Below are 20,483 nucleotides of genomic sequence, written 5' to 3' on the forward strand. Positions count from 1 at the left end.
TTAGCCTTGCCTATTCTTACTATAGTATATTTCTGAGACATATCTTTTACCGCCACTACCTCGCTTTAATTGTACCACAATATCGACGACCGCTAATATATATTTTTTTACCTCATCCGGTGGCATACCTAAACTAGCTTGCATAACCATTAACTTAAGTTGTTCTATAGCCATGGCTGGTGTATCAGCATGTAAAGTAGATATAGAACCAGGATGCCCTGTATTAATGGCTCGTAAAAAACTAAATGCCTCAGCTCCCCTAAGTTCACCAACAATAATTCTATCAGGTCTTAGACGTAAACACGCCTCAATCAAATCCTGAGTAGTAACTTTTGCACGACCTTGCCCCCCTTTTGAAGCTAGGAGATGTAATTTATTAGGATGGCTTGTTAGAATTACCTCTCGTGCATCTTCCACAGTAATTAATCGCTCACTACTTGGAATTTCTGCTAAGGCAGCGTTAGTAAAGGTTGTTTTACCAGTTGATGTTCCACCACTAATAATAATATTTTTCTTAGAAATTACCGCATGCCGAATAAATTCTTTAATTTTATTTTCTTTCAGATAGTTGTTTAATACTTCTTCATTCTCGTCAATCAATTCCCCTGTAGATGTTGAATCAAAAGCTCCCATCTTGTCATATTGATCTAGCGTAAGACTCATTGCACTACCTTTCCTGATAGCATAGCCAACATAACCCGGTTCACAAGCAGGAGGAAATACTACTTGAATACGGTAACCATTGGGTAATGAGGCGGAAAGTAAAGGTCTTTCTTCGGAAATTATCTGATCAGTTGACTGAGCTACTAACCTACCAAGTGATATAAGATGTTCGAAATCAAGCTCAGGTACCAATTTACAAAATTGATCTCCTTTCTTTTCAACCCATACTTCTCCTGGTTTGTTTACCATGATCTCATTAATACCATCTTCTGCAAATAATTCTTTAAATGGTAATAAAAAAGTCTCTAATGCCGCAAAATTATCACTCATTTTATTAATCTTGATTTTCTTAGTACAGCTTGAGGAAATTTATAATCTTTATTAACATAAATTTTTATTAACGTACCTTGATCTATGGTAATAGTTGGTTTAAATGCCTGTTGCTTCATCATATCTTTCACAGTATTGCTAACATCCGTAAATGCTTGTTTTGAAGCTGCTTGTGCCTGAGTTGGAGTGCTAGCATTTGCCGTACTAGATAACAAACTAGCTGCTGCACTAGTTACTGCACTCATTAATGCTATAAGTCTTTGACCAGGTTGCGAGCCAGTTGGATTACGAGCAATATTGCAAGCCTGCATCATTGAAATATATGCCGTTGAGCTTTTATCAGTAATGGCATTCATCACATTAGTACATATCTGTGCAATTTTAACATCCTCAGTACCAGAACTATTATTAATACTTTGTGCCAAATTCTGTATATTAACAGCGATAGCAGTATTAGCAGCAGTAGCTTGTGCATTAACTGGCGGAGCTACCACTTTGTCAAGAGCATTGGCAAGTACAATATTAAATGCTGATGATAATACAGCATTGGTTAACCGCTCTTTAAATTTATTATCTACTCTTCCTTGTTCGCCTGGTCTTCCAAGATTATCAACAGCCAAAGCATCTAAATTAATGGTATAACCGCTTGATAGATCAATACGATTCCATATTATGGAAATTCGACCATACGCTCCATCAGTACCAGTTGCATAAACACCAAAAATCTTTGACCCTTTAGGAATTAAAATAATTTTCTCCTTTTCAGAGAATACATCTCTGCTAATTATTGCTCTTATTTCTCCACCTAAATCACTATTAATAGCGGTCTCTAATACTGCTTCCATTATCTTGCCACGAGCAAGAACAAATGCCATATTTCCCCGATCTTGGAAATTTGCTTCTTCGGCAATTTGATCCGGTGTTTTTTTCTCTGGGACTCCTGCAATTAATACTATAGCAGATTTTCTCTTTGCTTCACGACGGTTCTTTTCCTCCTCACTTTCAGTTAATTTCCCAGGAAGAGCTGTTGGCGTAACGGAAGGAAGAGTAACTTTGTCAGCACTATTATTCTCTCCAGTAGGTAAAGCAACTTGAGGGAGAATAGGTTGTGGAGGAGGAGGAGGTGGTGGTGGTGGACGCTCCGCAGGGGTTTCAAGCTTAGGGGCTTCTGGTAATTTTGGAATTTCTGGTATATTTTTAGAGTTATCTTGTGTCGGTTTAGTAATATCGGTAGGTGCTGACGGAGCTACTACTACCTCCTCTGGTTTATTATCACTAATAAAAAGTTTAAAAAAAATAAATATAAAAACAGCAGAAATGACAAGCAAAATCGCAATACTTTGCTTAGGATTAGTGGCAACTTTTGATAGCTCATTTTGAACTTCTGGTATATCTTGTTCCTCTGCACCAGTTGCATTGACTTGAGAAGTAGTATTATCTTGTTCTGACATGTTAAATTAATATCAATTTATAAAAAAAATCATCTATAACTAACCCAAGAAGGTTTTAGCTGGATAATGTTTGTCATCCCCGCTTCGGTGAGGAATCTAGCCCACAACTGTTGAAAGTTAGAAGAGGAAGCGGGTTTAGACCGGATAGTTTAAAAGTCGTATGTGGTCAACGTCATTGCGAGAAAGACCGTAGGTCGACGAAGCAATCCATAAAAATAACCAAAGATGGATTGCCACGACCACTACGTGGTCTCGCAATGACAGAAAACCTATCTAAAACCCGCTTCCTCTTCTAACTTTCAACAGTTGTGGAATCTAGCCCCCGCACTGAAGCAGGGGTGACACCTACTTACTATTGTCATTCCCGCGTAGGCGGGAATCTAAAAATAGAGCCAAAAAAGCCCTGAGATATTATAGATTCCCGCTTACGCGGGAATGACAACTTACAATTGCTTCGTCGTGCTTTAGCACTCCTAACAATGATGCAAGGTTTACTATAACTAAATGCCAATCGATTAGCACTAACAATAAAATTATTGTAAAGTACTAAAGGTTTTCTTAGGATAATAAAACCTAACTACATACACTAAATCCTTTTCGCGTCCTTCTTCCAATTCTTTGGATACCACATCGAATTGGTAAGTTCTTTTATTAGTTATTATAGTCATATTTGTTCTAATGTTTTTTTCCAACGGCTTAATGAACAATCTGTTTGCCAACGGAGTCATTTTCCAAGCATATGACTCTCCAAGAACAATATTTTGTATTTCCTCATTTTTGGCAAATTCTATACTTGACTGAAACCCAAAATGCAGAACTAATAAATAAACCTCATTAGGATTATGTATATAAGTTTTAATTCTGTTATCAGTAGTTATTGCCAGGTCATCTAAATCATTACCTACATGCATATTACTTGTATCAGCATTGGCAATAACCGAATGCAATAATATTATTGCTGTAAAAAGAAGTCTAGCTATTATCATCATCTACCCTGTAATCATTAATTTGAAAGCCTACTGGATTAATATCTCGGTCTATATCTGTTAATTCCATTGGAATATATGAAAAACTTACCACTGCTATTTTATTAAAAACCTTTCTATCACCTGCTGTTTCATTAATAGAAAACCTAATCATATATTTATTTTTATTTTCTTGTAAATTTTCTTGTAATTTTGACCAAGATTTAATTAGTAAGAAAGTTGTGTTATTTTGACCATACATTAAAACTGGATCTATATCTTTATTTTTTATGTAGCCAAGATAGTTATAATATACTGAATTTGAAGATAATAACCTAACCCTTCTACGTGCTTCAGTATCAAAATCAACAGGATTATATGTTTCCCTAGCTATTAAATATTTTTTAATAAAATATCTTGAAAGAGCATCATTACCACTTAATATCTCCGAAGATATTGGATTAACAATCGTTGCCATACCTGTACTATTATCAATTTGGATAACAAAAGGGCTAAATTCTCTTGAATTTATCACTATAGTTACCGCTGCTATAGATGCCATTACTAAAAGTATCAATAATATAGATATTACCAACAAGATATTACGCTGTACAATGATTTTATCAGATCTTTCTTCGTACCAATTCCTAGTAATTTTAACAGAGTTACCAGACTGAACATTTTTAGGTTCTATCGTAGGATTGGTAGGTGATTTAAGTGTATTTAATATATTAGCTAATTTAAACATTGTGATTATAACTTATTTCATTTTGTAATATAACCTGAATTCGATATAACAAGTTATGGCAAAATCTGTTATATCTATAAATATAGCAGATTTTTCTGTTCCACTAATAGCTGTTTTCATTATTCTTGCGATATTGCTTATTTTTTATTCCATAACTAGTTAATATAATAATCCTTGTCACTACAATTATACACTAATTTGCAATGTACACTAATAGGATTTTGAATAAAATTTAATATTACTTCTTACCACTACCAAAGGAATAAATTAATTTACCTATCAAGGATTCAATATTAACCGCCGACTGAGTGTATTTTATCTGCTCACCTATCGCCAAATTTTCTTCAGACGAACCTGGAGTTACGGATATATATCTACTACCAAGTATTCCACCTGTAACTATTGCTATACTAGTGTCTTTAGGTAACTTTATATCGTTATTGATGCAAATCGTTAATAAGGCAAAAAAACTAGTCTTATCTAAAGTTATATCAATTACTGATCCGATTTTTACACCAGCTAACATCACATCACTTCCCCTGACTATCCCTTCAGCGTTTTGAAAATTTGCTTTAAGCATATACCCAGATTCGACTCTTGATGAGTTGCCAATTTTATAAGCAAAAATAAAAAAACCTATAGCAACTAATATTACTATAAAGCCAACTAAAGTTTCTATAACATTCTGTTTCATTATTTTGATTCACCTAAATTTGATTCGTCTAAAGGTTGCCACCTACTATATTCGGCTTTGGTTGTCTTATTTTCTACTATCTTATGCGACAAGCTAGTACCAGTGATATTAGGAAGATAATCTTGTTGCCAGTCAAATTTATCATTATTGATTGGCACTTCATTGATCATGTAGTGCAGCCAAGCATGCCACATAGGCGGAACTTTTGATGCTTCTACTTTACCTTTATAAACCACCTGTCTTCTAGCTTGACCTAAATAATCAAGCTTTTTACTTTCGTAATATTTGTTACCAAATTGATCTTTCCCAATTTCCTTAGAGAAAATAGATATAAAAAAATTATCTATGAATGACATTTGAGCATTTTTATAGCAGTTTCTTTTCCTTTGACAGCCAGACTATCGGCTATCTGATTTCCCTTATTATTACCATGACCTTTAACCCAATTCCAGATAATAGAGTGTTTACCTAGTTCGTCGTACAATTTTTTCCATAAATCAACATTCTTGATAGGATCATTGTTGTTTTTATGCCAGTTATTTTTTACCCAGGTGTTAATCCACTGAGTTATTCCAAGCTGTAAATACTTACTATCTGTATAAAGTTCTACACAGCATGATTTTTTAAGAACTTTTAACGCTTCAATTGCTGCTGTCATTTCCATGCGATTATTAGTGGTGTGTAGCTCATGACCAAATATCTCCTTACAAACTCCATTAAATTGTAACAATGCCCCCCAACCGCCTGGTCCAGGATTACCTGAGCAAGCTCCATCAGTATATATAACAACTTTAGGAATACTCAAACTATTTTGTAGAATAGTTTGCAAATTGGTTTTACAAAAAGGTATGGTACTCATATTCTTACCTCTTATTTTATATATAGTCAATTGATGAGAAGTTGGGGACGTCGTCACTCGTCGCTCACCTATTACTTATAGGCGAGTCCCATCATTCCTGCTACCCAATTCTCCTGAATTAATGGTATGGATCTACCCTATATACAGAATGAGAAGCATATGCTAATCTTCTAGGATAGGAAATGAATCCTAAACAACAATAAGGAGGTTCATATGGAAGTTACCACAATTGGTATAGATATTGCAAAAAGAATTTTTCAAATTCACGGTGTAGATAAAAATGGTAAGACAATATTAAAGAAAAAATTAATGAGAGATCAGGTTCTAACTTTTATGGCTAACTTACCAAAATGTCTAGTAGGCATGGAAGCTTGCGGTGGAGCTAGCTATTGGGCAAGAGAATTAACAAAATTAGGTCATACTGTAAAACTAATAGCTCCACAATTAATTTATCTGAACGAAATGGGCATAATAAAACAACTGTTGCAGTAGCTAACAAACTAGCAAGGGTGGTGTTTGCGGTACTCAGTTCAGGCAATGATTATACCGAGAGTAAAGTTTGTAGCTAAAGAATAGGTACAAACTAGTTGTTGACGAGATAATATTATAGGTAAATAGAAATTTAATAGATTCTAATCCGGAATATGCGAAAGAATGATAATATTGATGGTAAATAAGACGAACCTTAGCTTACGAGAAAACTGAAATAGTCAATGGCTCGTTAGAAGTCGATGAAATGATAAGTATAAGTTTGTAAGCCAGCGAATTCCATCAGGGCTATAGGGTAAATTTAAAGTAATTGATTAACTATAAGCCGGATACATGACTGCATTCGATTTTTTTGCTGTTATATATTATTTTTTTCTTGCATTATCGGGTAAGTCTATACATGACTATAACTTTAGCCTGCCTCTGGAATTATTTATAAAATAATGTTTGACATTGTTTTGAATAATCGGTATAAAACTTCACACAGGGTAAATAAATCCTGTAGCTGTTTGACAAGTTGATAAAGCTGAAAACTAAATACACACTGCGATTAATAAAAATTCTATGATCGCGAGTGGATACTGTAATGGTGCAGAATTAGTTCTGTACACATCGTACAATCTCAAGTTTGAAAAAATTAAAGTAAATAAAATAAGAGCATTTGGTGGATGCCTTGGCACTAGAAGGCGATGAAGGACGTAATACGCTGCGATAAGCTTCGGGGAGCTGCGAATAAGCTTTGATCCGAAGATTTCCGAATGGGGAAACCCACCTGCTTAGCAGGTATCGTATAGTGAATACATAGCTATGCGAAGCAAACCCAGCGAATTGAAATATCTTAGTAGCTGGAGGAAAGGACATCAACCGAGACTCCGTTAGTAGTGACGAGCGAACGCGGACCAGGCCAGTGGCTTCAGAATAAAAACTAGAACAACATGGAAAGGTTGGCCATAGAGGGTGATAGCCCCTTATAGGTAAAAAGTTTTGGAGTCCTTGAGTAAGGCGGGACACGTGAAATCCTGTTTGAACATAGGGGGACCACCCTCTAAGCCTAAGTACTCTCTAGTGACCGATAGTGAACAAGTACCGTGAGGGAAAGGTGAAAAGAACCCCGACAAGGGGAGTGAAATAGACCTGAAACCGAATGCTTACAAGCAGTCGGAGCAGACATTTATGTTCTGTGACGGCGTACCTTTTGTATAATGGGTCAGCGACTTAGTTTATCTAGCAAGCTTAAGCCGTTAGGTGTAGGCGTAGCGAAAGCGAGTCTGAATAGGGCGATTTTAGTTAGATGAATTAGACCCGAAACCGAGTGATCTAGCCATGGCCAGGTTGAAGGTGGAGTAATATCCGCTGAAGGACCGAACCCACTACTGTTGAAAAAGTAGGGGATGAGCTGTGGCTAGGGGTGAAAGGCTAATCAAACTCGGATATAGCTGGTTCTCCGCGAAATCTATTTAGGTAGAGCGTTATAGCGATTACCGTCGAAGGTAGAGCACTGGATGAGCTAGGGGGTCCTACAGACTTACCAAACTCAACCAAACTCCGAATGTCGACGAGTACAGCATAGCAGACAGACTGTGGGTGCTAAGGTCCATAGTCGAGAGGGAAAAAGCCCAGACCGCCATCTAAGGTCCCTAAATCATGACTAAGTGTTAAAGGATGTGGGAAAACCAAAACAACTAGGATGTTGGCTTAGAAGCAGCCATCATTTAAAGAAAGCGTAATAGCTCACTAGTCTAAATAAGTTTTCCTGCGCCAACAATGTAACGGGGCTCAAGTCATGTACCGAAGATGCGGATTTGCACTTTAATAGTGCAGATGGTAGCGGAGCGTTCCGTAAGCCTGTGAAGGTGAACTGTGAAGTTTGCTGGAGGTATCGGAAGTGAGAATGCTGACATAAGTAGCGATAAAGAATGTGAGAAACATTCTCGCCGAAAGTCCAAGGGTTCCTGCGTAAAGTTAATCTGCGCAGGCTTAGTCGGCTCCTAAGGTGAGGCTGAAAGGCGTAATCGATGGGAATCAGGTTAATATTCCTGAACCTGAGGGATGTGACGGAGATAGTAAATTGTATACGCTTATTGGATTGCGTGTGCGGTGAATATCTTCCAGGAAATAACACCCTCGTTAAAGACCGTACCCCAAACCGACACAGGTGGACAGGTAGAGTATACCTAGGCGCTTGAGAGAACGATGCTGAAGGAACTAGGCAAATTGCATCTGTAACTTCGGGAGAAGGATGACCTGTGAATGGGCAACCATTTATAGGTGGCACAAACTAGGGGGTAGCGACTGTTTATTAAAAACACAGGGCTCTGCAAAGTCAATAGACGAAGTATAGGGTCTGACGCCTGCCCAGTGCTGGAAGATTAAGAGGAGGGGTGCAAGCTCTGAATTGAAGTCCCAGTGAACGGCGGCCGTAACTATGACGGTCCTAAGGTAGCGAAATTCCTTGTCGGGTAAGTTCCGACCCGCACGAATGGCGTAACGATTTCCCCGCTGTCTCCAGTATCGACTCAGCGAAATTGAATTCTCCGTGAAGATGCGGAGTTCCCGCGGTTAGACGGAAAGACCCCGTGAACCTTTACTATAGCTTTGCACTGGTATTAGGAATTAGATGTGCAGGATAGGTGGGAGACTATGAAGCGGTGGCGCAAGCCACTGTGGAGTCACCCTTGAGATACCACCCTTTTGATTCTTGATATCTAACCGCGATCCTTGAATCAGGATCCGAGACAATGCATGGTGGGTAGTTTGACTGGGGCGGTCGCCTCCCAAAGAGTAACGGAGGCGCGCGATGGTTAGCTCAGGTTGGTCGGAAATCAACTATTAGAGTGCAATGGCATAAGCTAGCCTGACTGCGAGTCTGACAAGACGAGCAGAGACGAAAGTCGGTCATAGTGATCCGGTGGTCCCGAGTGGAAGGGTCATCGCTCAACGAATAAAAGGTACTCCGGGGATAACAGGCTGATGATTTCCAAGCGTCCATAGCGACGAAATCGTTTGGCACCTCGATGTCGGCTCATCACATCCTGGGGCTGGAGAAGGTCCCAAGGGTTCGGCTGTTCGCCGATTAAAGTGGTACGTGAGCTGGGTTTAGAACGTCGTGAGACAGTTTGGTCCCTATCTGCCGTGGGTGTAGGAAGTTTGAGAGGATCTGCCTTTAGTACGAGAGGACCGAGGTGGACGTACCTCTGGTGGACCAGTTGTCGCGCCAGCGGCATAGCTGGGTAGCTAAGTACGGAAAGGATAACCGCTGAATGCATCTAAGCAGGAAACCTACCTCAAAACTAGACTTCCCTATCAGAGCCGTGGAAGACCACCACGTTGATAGGCCAGGTGTGGAAGCACGGTAACGTGTGTAGCTAACTGGTACTAATAGCTCGATTGATTTACTTTGCTGAGGTTGTACTTTGTGTGCAGCATTAATTCTGTAAAAAACATACCAAGTTTTCAGTTTTATCAACATTAAATTTTTTTATTTGCCTTCTAGGAGGCTGTCAAAGATAGTTGATGAATTTTTAGGAGAAACGAAATCGAGTACCACAGCGTATATAAACATACGTGAGGAGCGAAGGTGAGTTTTGACGCCAAAATTACCAACTAGACCTTTTGAAAGCTCGCTTATGTGCAAGGATTTGAAGGGGACGCAGAATCGCAGCGTACTATAATGTATGCGAGGATTCGGGTACCGCATTATTGTTCAAATTACCAGCAGAAGTAGAGTTGTAAAAGATATTTGTTGACTTATGATGTAAAAAATTTGTATTGCTAGCTTGGTGGTTATAGCACAAGTGAAACACCCGATCCCATACCGAACTCGAACGTGAAACCTTGTAGCGCTGATGGTACTATGCCCTGAGGCATGGGAGAGTAAGTCACTGCCAAGCTTGCAATACAAATTTTTTTATGAAGGTTATCAACCCTGTTTTGTGTCATACCTGTTTTGGTGCATATCTTAGATTCCCACCATTGCTAAAAATGACAATTTATAGTCAATTCAGGAAAATTTGGGGCTAGGAGCGACACCTACAAGTAATAGGCGAGCATTGAGCGACGACGTCACCAACTTCTCATCAATGACTATATGGATTGCCACGTGCCATGACTATTGCGTGTGCTTGCTATTCATTAGACCTCTTGCATAACCTAATCTAATTGGTAATTTTGTTGTCAAAACTCGTATCCGTTCCTCACGTACATCTTAGTACGCTGCGGTACTCGACTTCGTTTTTCCTAAAAATTCCTCAATTATCTTTAGGTTATGCAAGAGGTCTATTTTCAAATCTAATTCTCTAAATCATTTGAGTATATTTAAAACTTCACGCTTGTCATTCAATTTCAATTCTTTAAATCATTCAACTATGTTATAATCTAAGATTATAAATCAAAAAACTAGACCAAAAAAAGAGGAAAGGAATATGCACCATATTAATAATAAATTTTACATGCCATTAGTGACGTTACTTTGTATATTTACTTATTTATTAAATTTCTTTAATAAAATAGCTCAATGTTCTTTAGTATTTGTCTTTTTAACGTTAACTGTCAATATTATATCCGAGCTATATGGCAAGAAAAAAGCTATGATTGCTGTAGTGTTGAGTACAATAGTAAGCTTTGGTTTGTTATGGAATTTAGATTATTATATTAATGGTTATGCTATTAAGGGAGTTGTGTTTGCAGCTTTTGTCTCTGTATTGCTGTCAACATATTGTAGTACAAGTGTATTTTTACATCTCAAGTCAGCATCAGCATATTCTTTTAATACCAGGAATTTTATTAGTTTGATAGTGTGTGCCATTGTAGATGGTGTTGTGATGTTAGGATTTTTCATAAATATATTCTCTACAAGTAGAGTTTTGTCGATTTTTTATCAAGAAGTATTATTTAAATGTCTATATTCATTAGCAGCTTATATATGTATATTTTCCGGATTATATTTAGTTCACAAAGTGCATGATAATAAGATTAATGAGGGAAAAAATAATAAATAACGCTTGCTCAGAGCCATATTACTCGTCTATTTAGCTGATTAATAAATATTATCCTTGACTATCAAGACAAAAAGCTTTAGTATGTGGCTCTAACCAAGTAATAAGTAGGTTAGAGCCTTATATGGCAGTAATTTCTAAAGTTTTTTCGTATCTCTCTATAACTCACAATACATCACCCACCTCAAAATTAACAAATAGATTGTCAGAATATATCTTTCCTATCAAAAGGTATGAATTATCTAAATTTCTATATGTAACATTATTGATGTTCTGTATTTTATTTATACAAAATATTATCAGAGCCTTAAAAGACAGTCTGATTAATACCATGATTGGTACCGAAACTGTATCATTTCTTAAATTTTGGGGGGTTTTACCTTCGGCATTTTTGATGTCGATAATCTATGTGAAATTAGTAAATAACATAAAAGAGGAGTATATATTCTACCTTATATTATCAATTTTTCTACTATTTTTTGCTTTATTTGCATTTTATATTTTTCCTAATCATTTGGCATTGCATTTGAGTAGTGAGCATGCTGGTATTTTAGTAAAGTCTTATCCCAATTTAAAATGGTTTATATTACTTTTATCTAATTGGAGTTTCTCTTTGTTCTATATTATAGCAGAATTATGGCCAAGTGTGATATTTGCATTACTTTTTTGGCAGTTTGTTAATAATATAACCTCGGTGGAACAATCAAAAAGATTCTATCCTTTATTTGGACTTTTTGCTCAAACGGGGCTTTATATATCAGGTAAGTTTTTAGAAAATTTAGCTTATTTAAATCAATTTTTAATTAAAAAATTTGACTTACAACATACAGAGTCCGAACTTTCAGTACAAATCATATTAGGTTGCGTACTGGTACTTGGCTCAATAGCATTAGCAACTTTTTGGATACTGAATCATAAAATATTAGATAAAGCTCAAGTAGAAAAACTGCAATTTTCTGTCAAGAAACAATCGCTAACCCTTATAGAAAGTTTTAAAATGGTTATTGCTTCAAGATATATTAGGCTAATTGCTACACTGCTTGTCTGTTATGGTATAGCTATAAACTTAGTTGAAGGACCTTGGAAAGCATCAGCTTCAAAGATTTATAAAACACCGACGGAATTTGCTGCTTTTGTTGGCAATTATCTAAGTATTACTGGCATATTTACCATTTTGTTTGTTATTCTTGGCTCCAATATTGTCAGGAGGTTGGGCTGGTTTACCGCAGCAAGTATAACGCCAATAATGGTTTTTATAACTGGCATGCTATTTTTCTTAGTATCTAATTTTGATGGATTGTCTGCTATAATCGTGGTTAGTTTTATGCTCACTGATCCTTCTTCAATTGCTATTACAATGGGACTAATCAACAACGTGTTGAGTAAATCAAGTAAATATACTCTATTTGATTCTACTAAAGAAATGTCATATGTTCCTTTAGATACTGAGCTTAAGACAAAAGGTAAAGCAGCTGCTGACGTAATTGGTACTAAACTTGGAAAGTCAACGAGTGCTCTTCTCCAGTCTTTAATATTTATTATTTTACCTTGTGCAACTTATCAATCTATTTCTATATATTTAATGATAGTATTTGGTATAATCTGTATTATATGGATGTGGGTGATTAGAGAATTGAATAAAGAATACACTAATATAGCGTCCTAGACTGTTAAACTTTACGTAAGAGATGAGGTAATAATGAAAAAACCCAATACCCCGGAACAATTATCGCTTAAAAGTACCAAGGAGCAAATTTTATCAGCCTATAATGAGGTACTAGAGTTAGCTGAAAAGCAAGTAACTAGTCCCCAAGAACAAAAGCAACGACAAGATGAGCAAGTTGTTATAACAAAAGCTGTTAGCAATTCATCAGATGCTATATTAACTGATCTTAGTGCCTTAAAATCCAAGATAATTAAACAAATCGATAATTTATCAGAGCAATTGCTTAAAGAATCAGAAAAATTGGTAAATTTACGGGAAGCAATTAATTTAGAGCAAAAACATTTACAAGAATTATATCAAATTAATGAAACAGCTAATACTTTATCTGCCTTATTACAAACCCAAATTGGGCAAAAAGAACAGTTTAAATTAGAAATGGAACAAACAAAACAAACTTTTACTCAAGAAATGACAGCCAAAAAATCTCAGTGGCAACAGCAAAGTGAGCAACTTGAGCGGGATTATAAAGAGCAAAAAGAAAAACTTGAAAAGACCAAGAAACGTGAGGAAGAAGAATATATTTATACATTAGAATTAAAACGTCGTAAGGAAATTGATGAATATAATAGTAAGAAAGCTATTATGGAGAAAGAATTATCGGATTTAAGAGATAATCTATTAAAACGAGAAGCTGATTTAGTAGAAAAAGAGGGTGATTATGAATCCTTAGAAATGCAAGTAGGGCAAATTCCAAATATAATAAAAGAGGCGGTAAATAATGCAGAAGAATCGCTTCGCGGTAAGTTGTCACAGCAATATGATTTTGACATGCAACTTAAACAGCAGGAATATGAAGGCAAGTTAAAATTGCAAGCACAATGTATTAGTTATCTTGAAGATAAAATTACCAAGCAGGAAATTTTAATGAAAGAACTAACTGCAAAAGCCGATATGGCAACGCAACAAATTCAATCAATTGCTTGCCGTGCTTTAGATACTTCAGCCCAACGTTTTGTGACGTTGAGTACTAGTAATGATAAAGAAAAAGTCTAGGCAGACTCCTAGGCTCTTATATCTTGAAAATGTGATATAAAAGCCTAGCACAATAGTTGACGTAAGAAAACTATTTTACTCTTGACTATTTGTTGTCTTAGTTTTATGATGACTGGCAATTTATAAAATAATACTAAAAGGTTTGATAGTTGTGGCTAAAAAAAATAAAAATGTTTTGGTAAGACTTGTTAGTACAGCTGGTACAGGGTATTTTTTGGTAAAGAAACGTAATCCTAAGACCCAAACTGAGAAATTAGCATTTAAGAAATATGATCCGGTAGTTAGGAAACACGTTCCTTTTAAAGAAGAAAAGATTAAGTAGTGAAATAGTAGGAATATATGGCAACAAAAATTCGTTTGGCAAGAGGTGGAACCAAGAAACGTCCTCATTATAGAGTGGTTGTAGCAAATGAAACAGCTCCTAGAGATGGTGACTTTTTGGAGAAGGTAGGTACTTATAATCCTATGCTTGTCAAAGGTGATGCAAATCGTGTAATTCTAAAATCTGATCGTATAGAATATTGGTTAAGTACTGGTGCTCAACCTACAGATCGTGTTGCTAGGTTTATTGAAGAAGCAGGTATAGCACTCCCAGCCTCGATCAAAAAGAAAATGGAAATAAAAATTAAGAATCGTAAAATAAAGCCTCCTAAGAAAGAGTCCAAAAAAGCTTAAATAACATGGCGTAAGCTGAAAAAGTAATTATAAGTCTAAAAAACGTCATTGCGAGAAGCCGCAAAGCGGCGACGTGGCGATCCATAAAGGTACCAAGATGGATTGCTTCGACCATTACATGGTCTCGCAATGACGGTTATGGATACATACGTCATTGCGAAAGGGCGTAAGCTGAAAAAGTAATTATAAGTCTAAAAAACGTCATTGCGAGGAGCCGCAAAGCGGCGACGTGGCATCTATAAAGGTACCAAAATGGATTGCTTCGACCATTACATGGTCTCGCAATGACGGTTATGGATACATACGTCATTGCGAAAAGGCGTAAGCTGAAAGAAGTAATATAAGTCTAAAAAAAGTCATTGCGAGGAGACGCAAAGCGGCGACGTGGCGATCCATAAAGGTACCAAAATGGATTGCTTCGACCATTACATGGTCTCGCAATGACGGTTATGGAATACATACGTCATTGCGAAAAGGCGTAAGCTGAAGAAGTAATATAAGTCTAAAAAACGTCATTGCTAGGAGCCGCAGAGCGGCGACGTGGCAATCTATAAAAGTGATTAGAAATGGATTGAGTTTACACCTCCTCGCAATGACATTAAAGGTCACACGAGCTTTTTCTTATTTGCCGGATTAGCTCAGTGGTAGAGCAACCGCCTTGTAAGCGGTAGGTCGTCAGTTCAAATCCGACATCCGGCACCACAGCAAGTAACAAAATTATTTTTGTAATGCATAAGACAATTCCTTGTAGATTTATCAACTATTTAAAGTTCTATAAATTAGATCTTGCAATTGTCATGTTGGCATTATTATGTGTGTCAATTTCTTTGCTAGCAATAGGTGGAGCTTTTAGGCAGTTAGTCGATAGCGGTTTGAAAGGAAATTATCTACAATCAATCAACCAATCAATATTATATATTAGTATTTTAATATTAATTTTTAGTACGGGTAGTTTTTTCCGTTCTTATTTCATTAATAATATTGCTGAAAAAATCGTTAGTCAAATTAGGCAAGAGGCTTACAGTAACATAATTAATTTCGATATTGTTTGTTTTGAGGATCTCAAAATTGGTGATATCATTTCCCGCCTGAGTGTGGATATAGAACTTATTTATAAGTTGATTGTCAATTTTCTCTCTTTTTTTGTTCGTAACTCAATAATGCTAATTGGTGGAATTATCTTAATGTTCTGCCAGAGTCCTAAACTCGCTGCGATTGTCATTATTATTATACCATTATTATTGCTACCACTAATAAAATTTGGTAAATATGTACGAAATTTATCAAAAAATGTTCTCCAATCACAAGCCAATATTACCGCTAATTTAGAAGAGAGCGTATCAAATATTTGTGCAATACAAGCCTTTAATCAGCAGGCAAATAAAGTAGCGGCTTTCAATAAGCAAATTTCTGATTATTTACAACATGCGGCAAGTCGTTTAAAAGTCCGTTCAGTATTTTTTGCTTTGGCTATTTCAGTTATATTATTCTCGATTACTATAGTTATATGGGTAGGTAGCAGAGACATAGTGCAGGGGCATTTATCATCAGGTCAGATGATATCATTTATTTATTATGCTATCATTGCTGGTGTAAGTAGCGGGGGTATTTTTGAACTTTTAACTGAAGTCCACTCATCTCTTGTAGCTTCGGAAAGAGTTTTTGTTCTTATAGATTATACTTGCAAAAATCAACTAACTAATGTTCCAATGGGTGATTATCAAGATAATAAATCTTCTTTGAGTATAGAGTTTGACAATGTAAGTTTTGTCTATCCATCAAGATTAGACAATTTAGTTATAGATGATCTGTCATTTAAGATAGATAAAGGTAAGTTTATTGGTATAGTTGGCAGATCGGGTGCTGGTAAAAGTACTATTATGCAATTAATGTTAAAATTTTATTTTCCTGAGAAAGGAATAATTAGAATTGCTGGTCAAGATATATCCAAAACTCAAGATCATCAGATAAGACGCAAGATTGCCTATGTTCCACAAGATTCAAGTATTTTTTCTGGTACAATTAGGTCAAATATTGCTTTTGCTAAACCTGATGCAAGTATGGAAGAAATAATAGAAGCAGCTAATAACGCCGGTATAATGGATTTTGTCCAGAATCTTAAAGAAGGATTAGATACTGAAATTGGTGAGAAGGGTATTAGATTATCTGGAGGACAAAAACAACGAATAGCTATCAGTAGGGCAATTCTATATAACCCAGAAATTTTACTTTTAGATGAAGCAATGAGTGCCTTAGATAGCGAAAATGAACAAAAATTATTGAGTAAATTGCAACAAATAATGAAAGGCAAAACTATATTATCGATTGCTCATCGTATTTCAAGTATAGAACAGGCTGATGAAATTTTGCTAATTGATCATGGAACGTTAATTGCTCGGGATACTCATGTTAAATTGTTAGAAAAAAGTAAAATCTATAAAATAATCTGCCAAGAACAATCAATAAATTTGTAAAAAGTATAGTCAATTGACTATAATTAAAAAACTAGAAAAAGAGAGGCTGATATGACAAAAATTGATTTGATTTGTTACAAAAATTATTATGGATCAGTTCATTTTGATTCACAAGAAGAGCTTTTTTTTGGGAAAATAGAATTTATAAGAGATTTAGTAAATTATGAGGCTTTCGAAGCCAAATCTCTGGTAAAAGCTTTTCATGAAGCCGTAGATAGTTATTTAGAAGATTGCAATAATAAGTAATTCTATATTTGGTAATTTCAAATATTACTGGCAGCAAATTGCCAATTAATCATATGCTCTATATAAACTGAAACATAGTCTGGACGTTTGTTGCGATAATCTATATAGTAGGCATGTTCCCAAACATCACAGTTAAGCAACGGTTTCATAGACTTAGTAATAGGCGTTTCAGCATTACTAGTCTTTACTATCTGTAATTTACCATTATTAGAGACTAACCATGCCCAACCACTAGCAAATTGACTTATTGCCGCTTGTTTAAATTCAGTAGCAAAATTCTCATAACTACCAAAATCTTTATTTATCTGCTCTAACATCATACCAGTAGGTTTTCCACCGCCTGAAGGCTTAATAGAATGCCAAAAGAAACTATGGTTCCATATTTGTGCAGCATTATTAAATATGGCGGCTTCATCTGGTTTGGTACTTGCGTAAATTATTAACTCCTCCAAACTCTTCTTTTGTAATTCCTGATTATTTTGCAACAAATTATTCAAGTTAGTTACATATGCTTGGTGGTGTTTCCCATGATGGTAATCAAACGTTTCAGGGGAAAAATGTGGCACGAAGTCCCCTTTACCATAAGGCAATTCCGGCAAAACAAAAGGATAGGATTTTTGGTTAGATTGGTTGCAATATATCATAATTTCCTCATATTTAGCATAAAAAGCTTATATTTTCAATATAGCCTGTTTTAAAATTAATGTTCTTTATAATTTTTAGTATAGCACAAAATTTTCCAGCACTAAGAGATAGATTTAAAAAAATTAAAATTTTTTTTCAAATCAATAGATTTAGGTAAGTCTATTAATAACTCTTCAAATTGTTGATTATTGGAATATTCTAGAGTAATCTTGTCTTTTATTTGGTTTTTAAACCAGGTAATTTGTCTTTTTGCATATTGCCTGGTTTTAATTTGTGCTAGATTTAAGGCAGTTTGTAAAGTAATTTCATTATTTAGATAAGATAATATTTCTCGCAGACCAATGGTTTTTATTGCAGAAGATATTATATCGGGAAAGTTTTCTTTAATTAGAGCTATTTCTTCAATTGCTCCTTCATTAAATATTTTTTCTAACCTAGTATTACATGTTTGATAAAGAAATTCCCGCTCCGGATGTAGAAAAATTACTTTAAAGTCAAATTCTGGAAGAATGGGTATATTCTGTGTAGCTTGGAAAGTAAATATAGATTGCTTGGTTTGCATAAATACTTCATAGGCTCTTATAACCCTCTGACTATCATGCTTATTTAATTTCTGGCTAGCCAATACATCAAGCTCTTTTAGTTGATTAAAGAATTGACATGAGCCAATCTTAGAGTGCAACTCTCTAACATATTGCCTAATCTCTGGAGATATTGTCGGTATTTCATTATAACCAAAAAGCAGTGAATTAATATATAACCCCGTACCACCAACAATTATTGGTAGCTTACCTCTATTACGGATGTCTGTAATTTTCTCAAGAGCATGATTTACATATTGTATTACTGAAAATTCTTGATCTACAGATAAAAAGTTATAAAGATGATAGGGTATCTCGTCTCGGTATATTGGTGATGGTGAAGCAGTAATAATAGGGATATGCTTATATATCTGCATAGAGTCGCTGTTAACTATCTCGCCATCATATATTTTGGCTAAATAATGTGCCAAATAAGACTTACCACTAGCAGTAGGTCCGCATATAACTAACATTTTCTTTTTTTGCATTAAATGTATATACTCAACAATAAAAAATCAACAATGCACAAATAAGATAAAAAAATTATACCATGAAAAAAATAATAGGTCTAGATGTATGACAAGACCGGCGTTCCTAATTGCTTTTTTTACAACAACTGTTCGTTATTATGACTATGCTCTTTTTGGACTATCAGCAACTATTTTATCCAAAAACTTTTTACCATTAGGATCAAATGATCAACAAATATTATTATTTTTTGCTATATTTAGTATAGCTGTAATAGCTCGTCCCATTGGTTCTATCATTTTTGGTTTTATTAGTGATAAATATGGTAGAGTTGTCTCAGTGAGAATTTCGGTATTTTTAGCCACTATCTCGACAATTCTTATAGGGTTAACTCCTAATTTTGATAAAATTGGTATAGTAGCGACAATAATTTTAATATTTTGTCGTATGACATTTTTAATGAGTTTAGCAGGAGAAAGTGATGCAATAAAAATTTATGTTGTAGAAAAAGTGGGTAAGGCAAGTAAAAATTGTGCTAGTGGTATTGTATCATTTTGTAGTCAGGTTGGAGCATTGCTTGCGGCAACAATTTACCATTTTTCTACAGAGTTTGAGTCAATTGCTTATTTATGGCGAGCGAATTTTATTATTGGTGGAATTTTTGGCTTAATTATTATATTCTTGAGGCATTATTTTCATGAAAGCAAAGAATTTTTAAAATCTAGAAAAGATCACAAATCTGCTGATTATAACTTTTTTTATTTGGCAAAGATTATCAAAAATTTGCCTAGCAAATTTATTTTAGCAATATTAATCAGTGGTTGTATAGGGGGAATTTACCATTTTCTCATTTATTTTTGGGGAGTCTTTGCCGTAAAAAGTGTATTGGTGATGAGTAGCAGTCAATCTCAAATTATCAATATAGTTTTAATAAGCATTTATGCCATTATGTCAGTATTGTCTGGTTTTTTAGCCGATAGGTTTTATCCCAAAAAACAAATTATTATCTCATTATCATTAAGTTTGCTAGTTATAATTATTGTCCAATTGCTATTATATATAAAAATCTCGATAATTTACTTTCCGGTAATACTTATCGGACTTGCTCCATTTTACGTAGTGCCATTACAAATTATTGTCCAATCTATGTTTGTAACTAATATTAGGGCTAGAATGTGTAGCCTATCTCATTCACTTGGTGGAATGATACTTTCATCGACAACGCCATTTTTTTGTATGTTATTATGGCAATATTTTAATTCAATATACTTAGTGCTAGGATTTTTTATGTTATTATTACTAATATTGCTCAGTACAGTAATTTATCTGTATAGTGCAAGAGTTGTAACTAACTAGTACTACAGTTGTAGATTGAATGTGAGTGTTCACGGAAAAAAGGTTAAAGTATAAGATGTCATTGCGAGGAGGTTGCCAGACCACAACTGTTGAAAGTTAGAAGGTAAAGCGGGTTTTAGATAGGTT

General features: G+C 35.2%; 18 protein-coding genes, 1 tRNA gene, 2 rRNA genes and 1 pseudogene. 13 read left to right on the top strand and 9 right to left on the bottom strand.

What is annotated here, in order from left to right:
- The 7 genes from virB11 to rnhA form a co-directional block, all read right to left on the bottom strand.
- On the bottom strand, positions 1-993 hold the full coding sequence (virB11, locus tag AAGD20_RS04595) for a P-type DNA transfer ATPase VirB11 (RefSeq protein ID WP_094648715.1): 993 nt from the start codon (positions 991-993) through the stop codon (positions 1-3).
- Positions 990-2,444, bottom strand: coding sequence for a TrbI/VirB10 family protein (locus AAGD20_RS04600; RefSeq protein ID WP_341748639.1), 1,455 nt, complete (start codon positions 2,442-2,444; stop codon positions 990-992). Before AAGD20_RS04600 ends, virB11 begins: the two co-directional genes overlap by 4 nt.
- 533 nt (positions 2,445-2,977) lie before the next feature.
- A complete protein-coding gene (locus AAGD20_RS04605) occupies positions 2,978-3,430 on the bottom strand; it encodes a TrbG/VirB9 family P-type conjugative transfer protein (protein ID WP_192866910.1) in 453 nt (150 codons plus the stop codon).
- On the bottom strand, positions 3,417-4,157 hold the full coding sequence (locus AAGD20_RS04610) for a virB8 family protein (protein WP_094648718.1): 741 nt from the start codon (positions 4,155-4,157) through the stop codon (positions 3,417-3,419). The genes AAGD20_RS04605 and AAGD20_RS04610 overlap by 14 nt, the downstream gene beginning before the upstream one ends.
- 238 nt (positions 4,158-4,395) lie before the next feature.
- Entirely contained in the window at positions 4,396-4,851 is a 456-nt protein-coding gene (gene mlaD / locus AAGD20_RS04615) for an outer membrane lipid asymmetry maintenance protein MlaD (protein WP_341748640.1), read from the bottom strand.
- On the bottom strand, positions 4,851-5,207 hold the full coding sequence (locus tag AAGD20_RS04620) for an NADH-ubiquinone oxidoreductase subunit NDUFA12 family protein (protein WP_341748641.1): 357 nt from the start codon (positions 5,205-5,207) through the stop codon (positions 4,851-4,853). The genes mlaD and AAGD20_RS04620 overlap by 1 nt, the downstream gene beginning before the upstream one ends.
- On the bottom strand, positions 5,195-5,710 hold the full coding sequence (rnhA, locus tag AAGD20_RS04625; protein ID WP_094648721.1) for a ribonuclease HI: 516 nt from the start codon (positions 5,708-5,710) through the stop codon (positions 5,195-5,197). Before rnhA ends, AAGD20_RS04620 begins: the two co-directional genes overlap by 13 nt.
- A gap of 213 nt (positions 5,711-5,923) precedes the next feature.
- Here rnhA and AAGD20_RS04630 point away from each other — a divergent pair.
- From AAGD20_RS04630 to AAGD20_RS04685, 12 genes and pseudogenes are all read left to right on the top strand, one after another.
- Positions 5,924-6,160: pseudogene (locus tag AAGD20_RS04630) on the top strand (IS110 family transposase); the annotation flags it as partial.
- A gap of 679 nt (positions 6,161-6,839) precedes the next feature.
- Positions 6,840-9,599, top strand: a 23S ribosomal RNA gene (locus AAGD20_RS04635).
- Positions 9,600-9,974: 375 nt separating this feature from the next.
- Positions 9,975-10,089: ribosomal RNA gene (gene rrf / locus AAGD20_RS04640) — 5S ribosomal RNA — on the top strand.
- A 120-nt stretch (positions 10,090-10,209) separates the two neighbouring features.
- Complete coding sequence (locus AAGD20_RS04645) at positions 10,210-10,347, top strand: hypothetical protein (RefSeq protein WP_341748642.1); 138 nt, start codon at positions 10,210-10,212, stop codon at positions 10,345-10,347.
- Positions 10,348-10,620: 273 nt separating this feature from the next.
- Entirely contained in the window at positions 10,621-11,196 is a 576-nt protein-coding gene (locus tag AAGD20_RS04650) for a VUT family protein (protein WP_341748643.1), read from the top strand.
- 157 nt (positions 11,197-11,353) lie between these two features.
- Entirely contained in the window at positions 11,354-12,859 is a 1,506-nt protein-coding gene (locus tag AAGD20_RS04655) for an Npt1/Npt2 family nucleotide transporter (RefSeq protein WP_341749454.1), read from the top strand.
- A gap of 33 nt (positions 12,860-12,892) precedes the next feature.
- Positions 12,893-13,912, top strand: coding sequence for a hypothetical protein (locus tag AAGD20_RS04660; protein ID WP_341748644.1), 1,020 nt, complete (start codon positions 12,893-12,895; stop codon positions 13,910-13,912).
- Positions 13,913-14,063: 151 nt separating this feature from the next.
- Positions 14,064-14,234: a 50S ribosomal protein L33 gene (gene rpmG, locus AAGD20_RS04665; protein ID WP_094649033.1), complete on the top strand. Its 171-nt coding sequence runs from the start codon at positions 14,064-14,066 to the stop codon at positions 14,232-14,234.
- A gap of 17 nt (positions 14,235-14,251) precedes the next feature.
- The gene (gene rpsP / locus AAGD20_RS04670) at positions 14,252-14,587 is read left to right on the top strand and encodes a 30S ribosomal protein S16 (protein ID WP_094649034.1); all 336 of its coding nucleotides are present in this window, start codon (positions 14,252-14,254) and stop codon (positions 14,585-14,587) included.
- A gap of 627 nt (positions 14,588-15,214) precedes the next feature.
- A tRNA-Thr gene (locus AAGD20_RS04675) sits at positions 15,215-15,289 on the top strand.
- 26 nt (positions 15,290-15,315) lie between these two features.
- Complete coding sequence (locus tag AAGD20_RS04680; RefSeq protein WP_341748645.1) at positions 15,316-17,061, top strand: ABC transporter ATP-binding protein; 1,746 nt, start codon at positions 15,316-15,318, stop codon at positions 17,059-17,061.
- Between the two features lie 51 nt (positions 17,062-17,112).
- Entirely contained in the window at positions 17,113-17,307 is a 195-nt protein-coding gene (locus AAGD20_RS04685) for a hypothetical protein (protein WP_239832603.1), read from the top strand.
- Positions 17,308-17,324: 17 nt separating this feature from the next.
- Here the strand turns inward: AAGD20_RS04685 and AAGD20_RS04690 are convergent, their stop codons facing one another.
- Positions 17,325-17,951, bottom strand: a complete 627-nt coding sequence (locus AAGD20_RS04690; protein WP_341748646.1) for a superoxide dismutase — start codon at positions 17,949-17,951, stop codon at positions 17,325-17,327.
- 101 nt (positions 17,952-18,052) lie between these two features.
- Positions 18,053-19,021, bottom strand: coding sequence for a tRNA (adenosine(37)-N6)-dimethylallyltransferase MiaA (gene miaA / locus AAGD20_RS04695; RefSeq protein WP_341748647.1), 969 nt, complete (start codon positions 19,019-19,021; stop codon positions 18,053-18,055).
- A gap of 88 nt (positions 19,022-19,109) precedes the next feature.
- Here miaA and AAGD20_RS04700 point away from each other — a divergent pair, with 88 nt between their 5' ends.
- The gene (locus AAGD20_RS04700) at positions 19,110-20,357 is read left to right on the top strand and encodes an MFS transporter (RefSeq protein WP_341748648.1); all 1,248 of its coding nucleotides are present in this window, start codon (positions 19,110-19,112) and stop codon (positions 20,355-20,357) included.
- Positions 20,358-20,483: the final 126 nt, after the last annotated feature.

The sequence above is a fragment of the Candidatus Tisiphia endosymbiont of Sialis lutaria genome (genome assembly GCF_964026535.1).
In the GTDB taxonomy this organism is placed as follows: Bacteria; Pseudomonadota; Alphaproteobacteria; order Rickettsiales; family Rickettsiaceae; genus Tisiphia.

What these genes read in the sequence shown, in the direction of transcription:
- virB11 (WP_094648715.1), bottom strand. Translation starts at nt 993, where the DNA reads ATGAGTGATAATTTTGCGGCATTAGAGACTTTTTTATTACCATTTAAA.
- AAGD20_RS04600 (WP_341748639.1), bottom strand. Translation starts at nt 2,444, where the DNA reads ATGTCAGAACAAGATAATACTACTTCTCAAGTCAATGCAACTGGTGCA.
- AAGD20_RS04605 (WP_192866910.1), bottom strand. Translation starts at nt 3,430, where the DNA reads ATGATAATAGCTAGACTTCTTTTTACAGCAATAATATTATTGCATTCG.
- AAGD20_RS04610 (WP_094648718.1), bottom strand. Translation starts at nt 4,157, where the DNA reads ATGTTTAAATTAGCTAATATATTAAATACACTTAAATCACCTACCAAT.
- mlaD (WP_341748640.1), bottom strand. Translation starts at nt 4,851, where the DNA reads ATGAAACAGAATGTTATAGAAACTTTAGTTGGCTTTATAGTAATATTA.
- AAGD20_RS04620 (WP_341748641.1), bottom strand. Translation starts at nt 5,207, where the DNA reads ATGTCATTCATAGATAATTTTTTTATATCTATTTTCTCTAAGGAAATT.
- rnhA (WP_094648721.1), bottom strand. Translation starts at nt 5,710, where the DNA reads ATGAGTACCATACCTTTTTGTAAAACCAATTTGCAAACTATTCTACAA.
- AAGD20_RS04650 (WP_341748643.1), top strand. Translation starts at nt 10,621, where the DNA reads ATGCACCATATTAATAATAAATTTTACATGCCATTAGTGACGTTACTT.
- AAGD20_RS04660 (WP_341748644.1), top strand. Translation starts at nt 12,893, where the DNA reads ATGAAAAAACCCAATACCCCGGAACAATTATCGCTTAAAAGTACCAAG.
- rpsP (WP_094649034.1), top strand. Translation starts at nt 14,252, where the DNA reads ATGGCAACAAAAATTCGTTTGGCAAGAGGTGGAACCAAGAAACGTCCT.
- AAGD20_RS04680 (WP_341748645.1), top strand. Translation starts at nt 15,316, where the DNA reads ATGCATAAGACAATTCCTTGTAGATTTATCAACTATTTAAAGTTCTAT.
- AAGD20_RS04685 (WP_239832603.1), top strand. Translation starts at nt 17,113, where the DNA reads ATGACAAAAATTGATTTGATTTGTTACAAAAATTATTATGGATCAGTT.
- AAGD20_RS04690 (WP_341748646.1), bottom strand. Translation starts at nt 17,951, where the DNA reads ATGATATATTGCAACCAATCTAACCAAAAATCCTATCCTTTTGTTTTG.
- miaA (WP_341748647.1), bottom strand. Translation starts at nt 19,021, where the DNA reads ATGCAAAAAAAGAAAATGTTAGTTATATGCGGACCTACTGCTAGTGGT.
- AAGD20_RS04700 (WP_341748648.1), top strand. Translation starts at nt 19,110, where the DNA reads ATGACAAGACCGGCGTTCCTAATTGCTTTTTTTACAACAACTGTTCGT.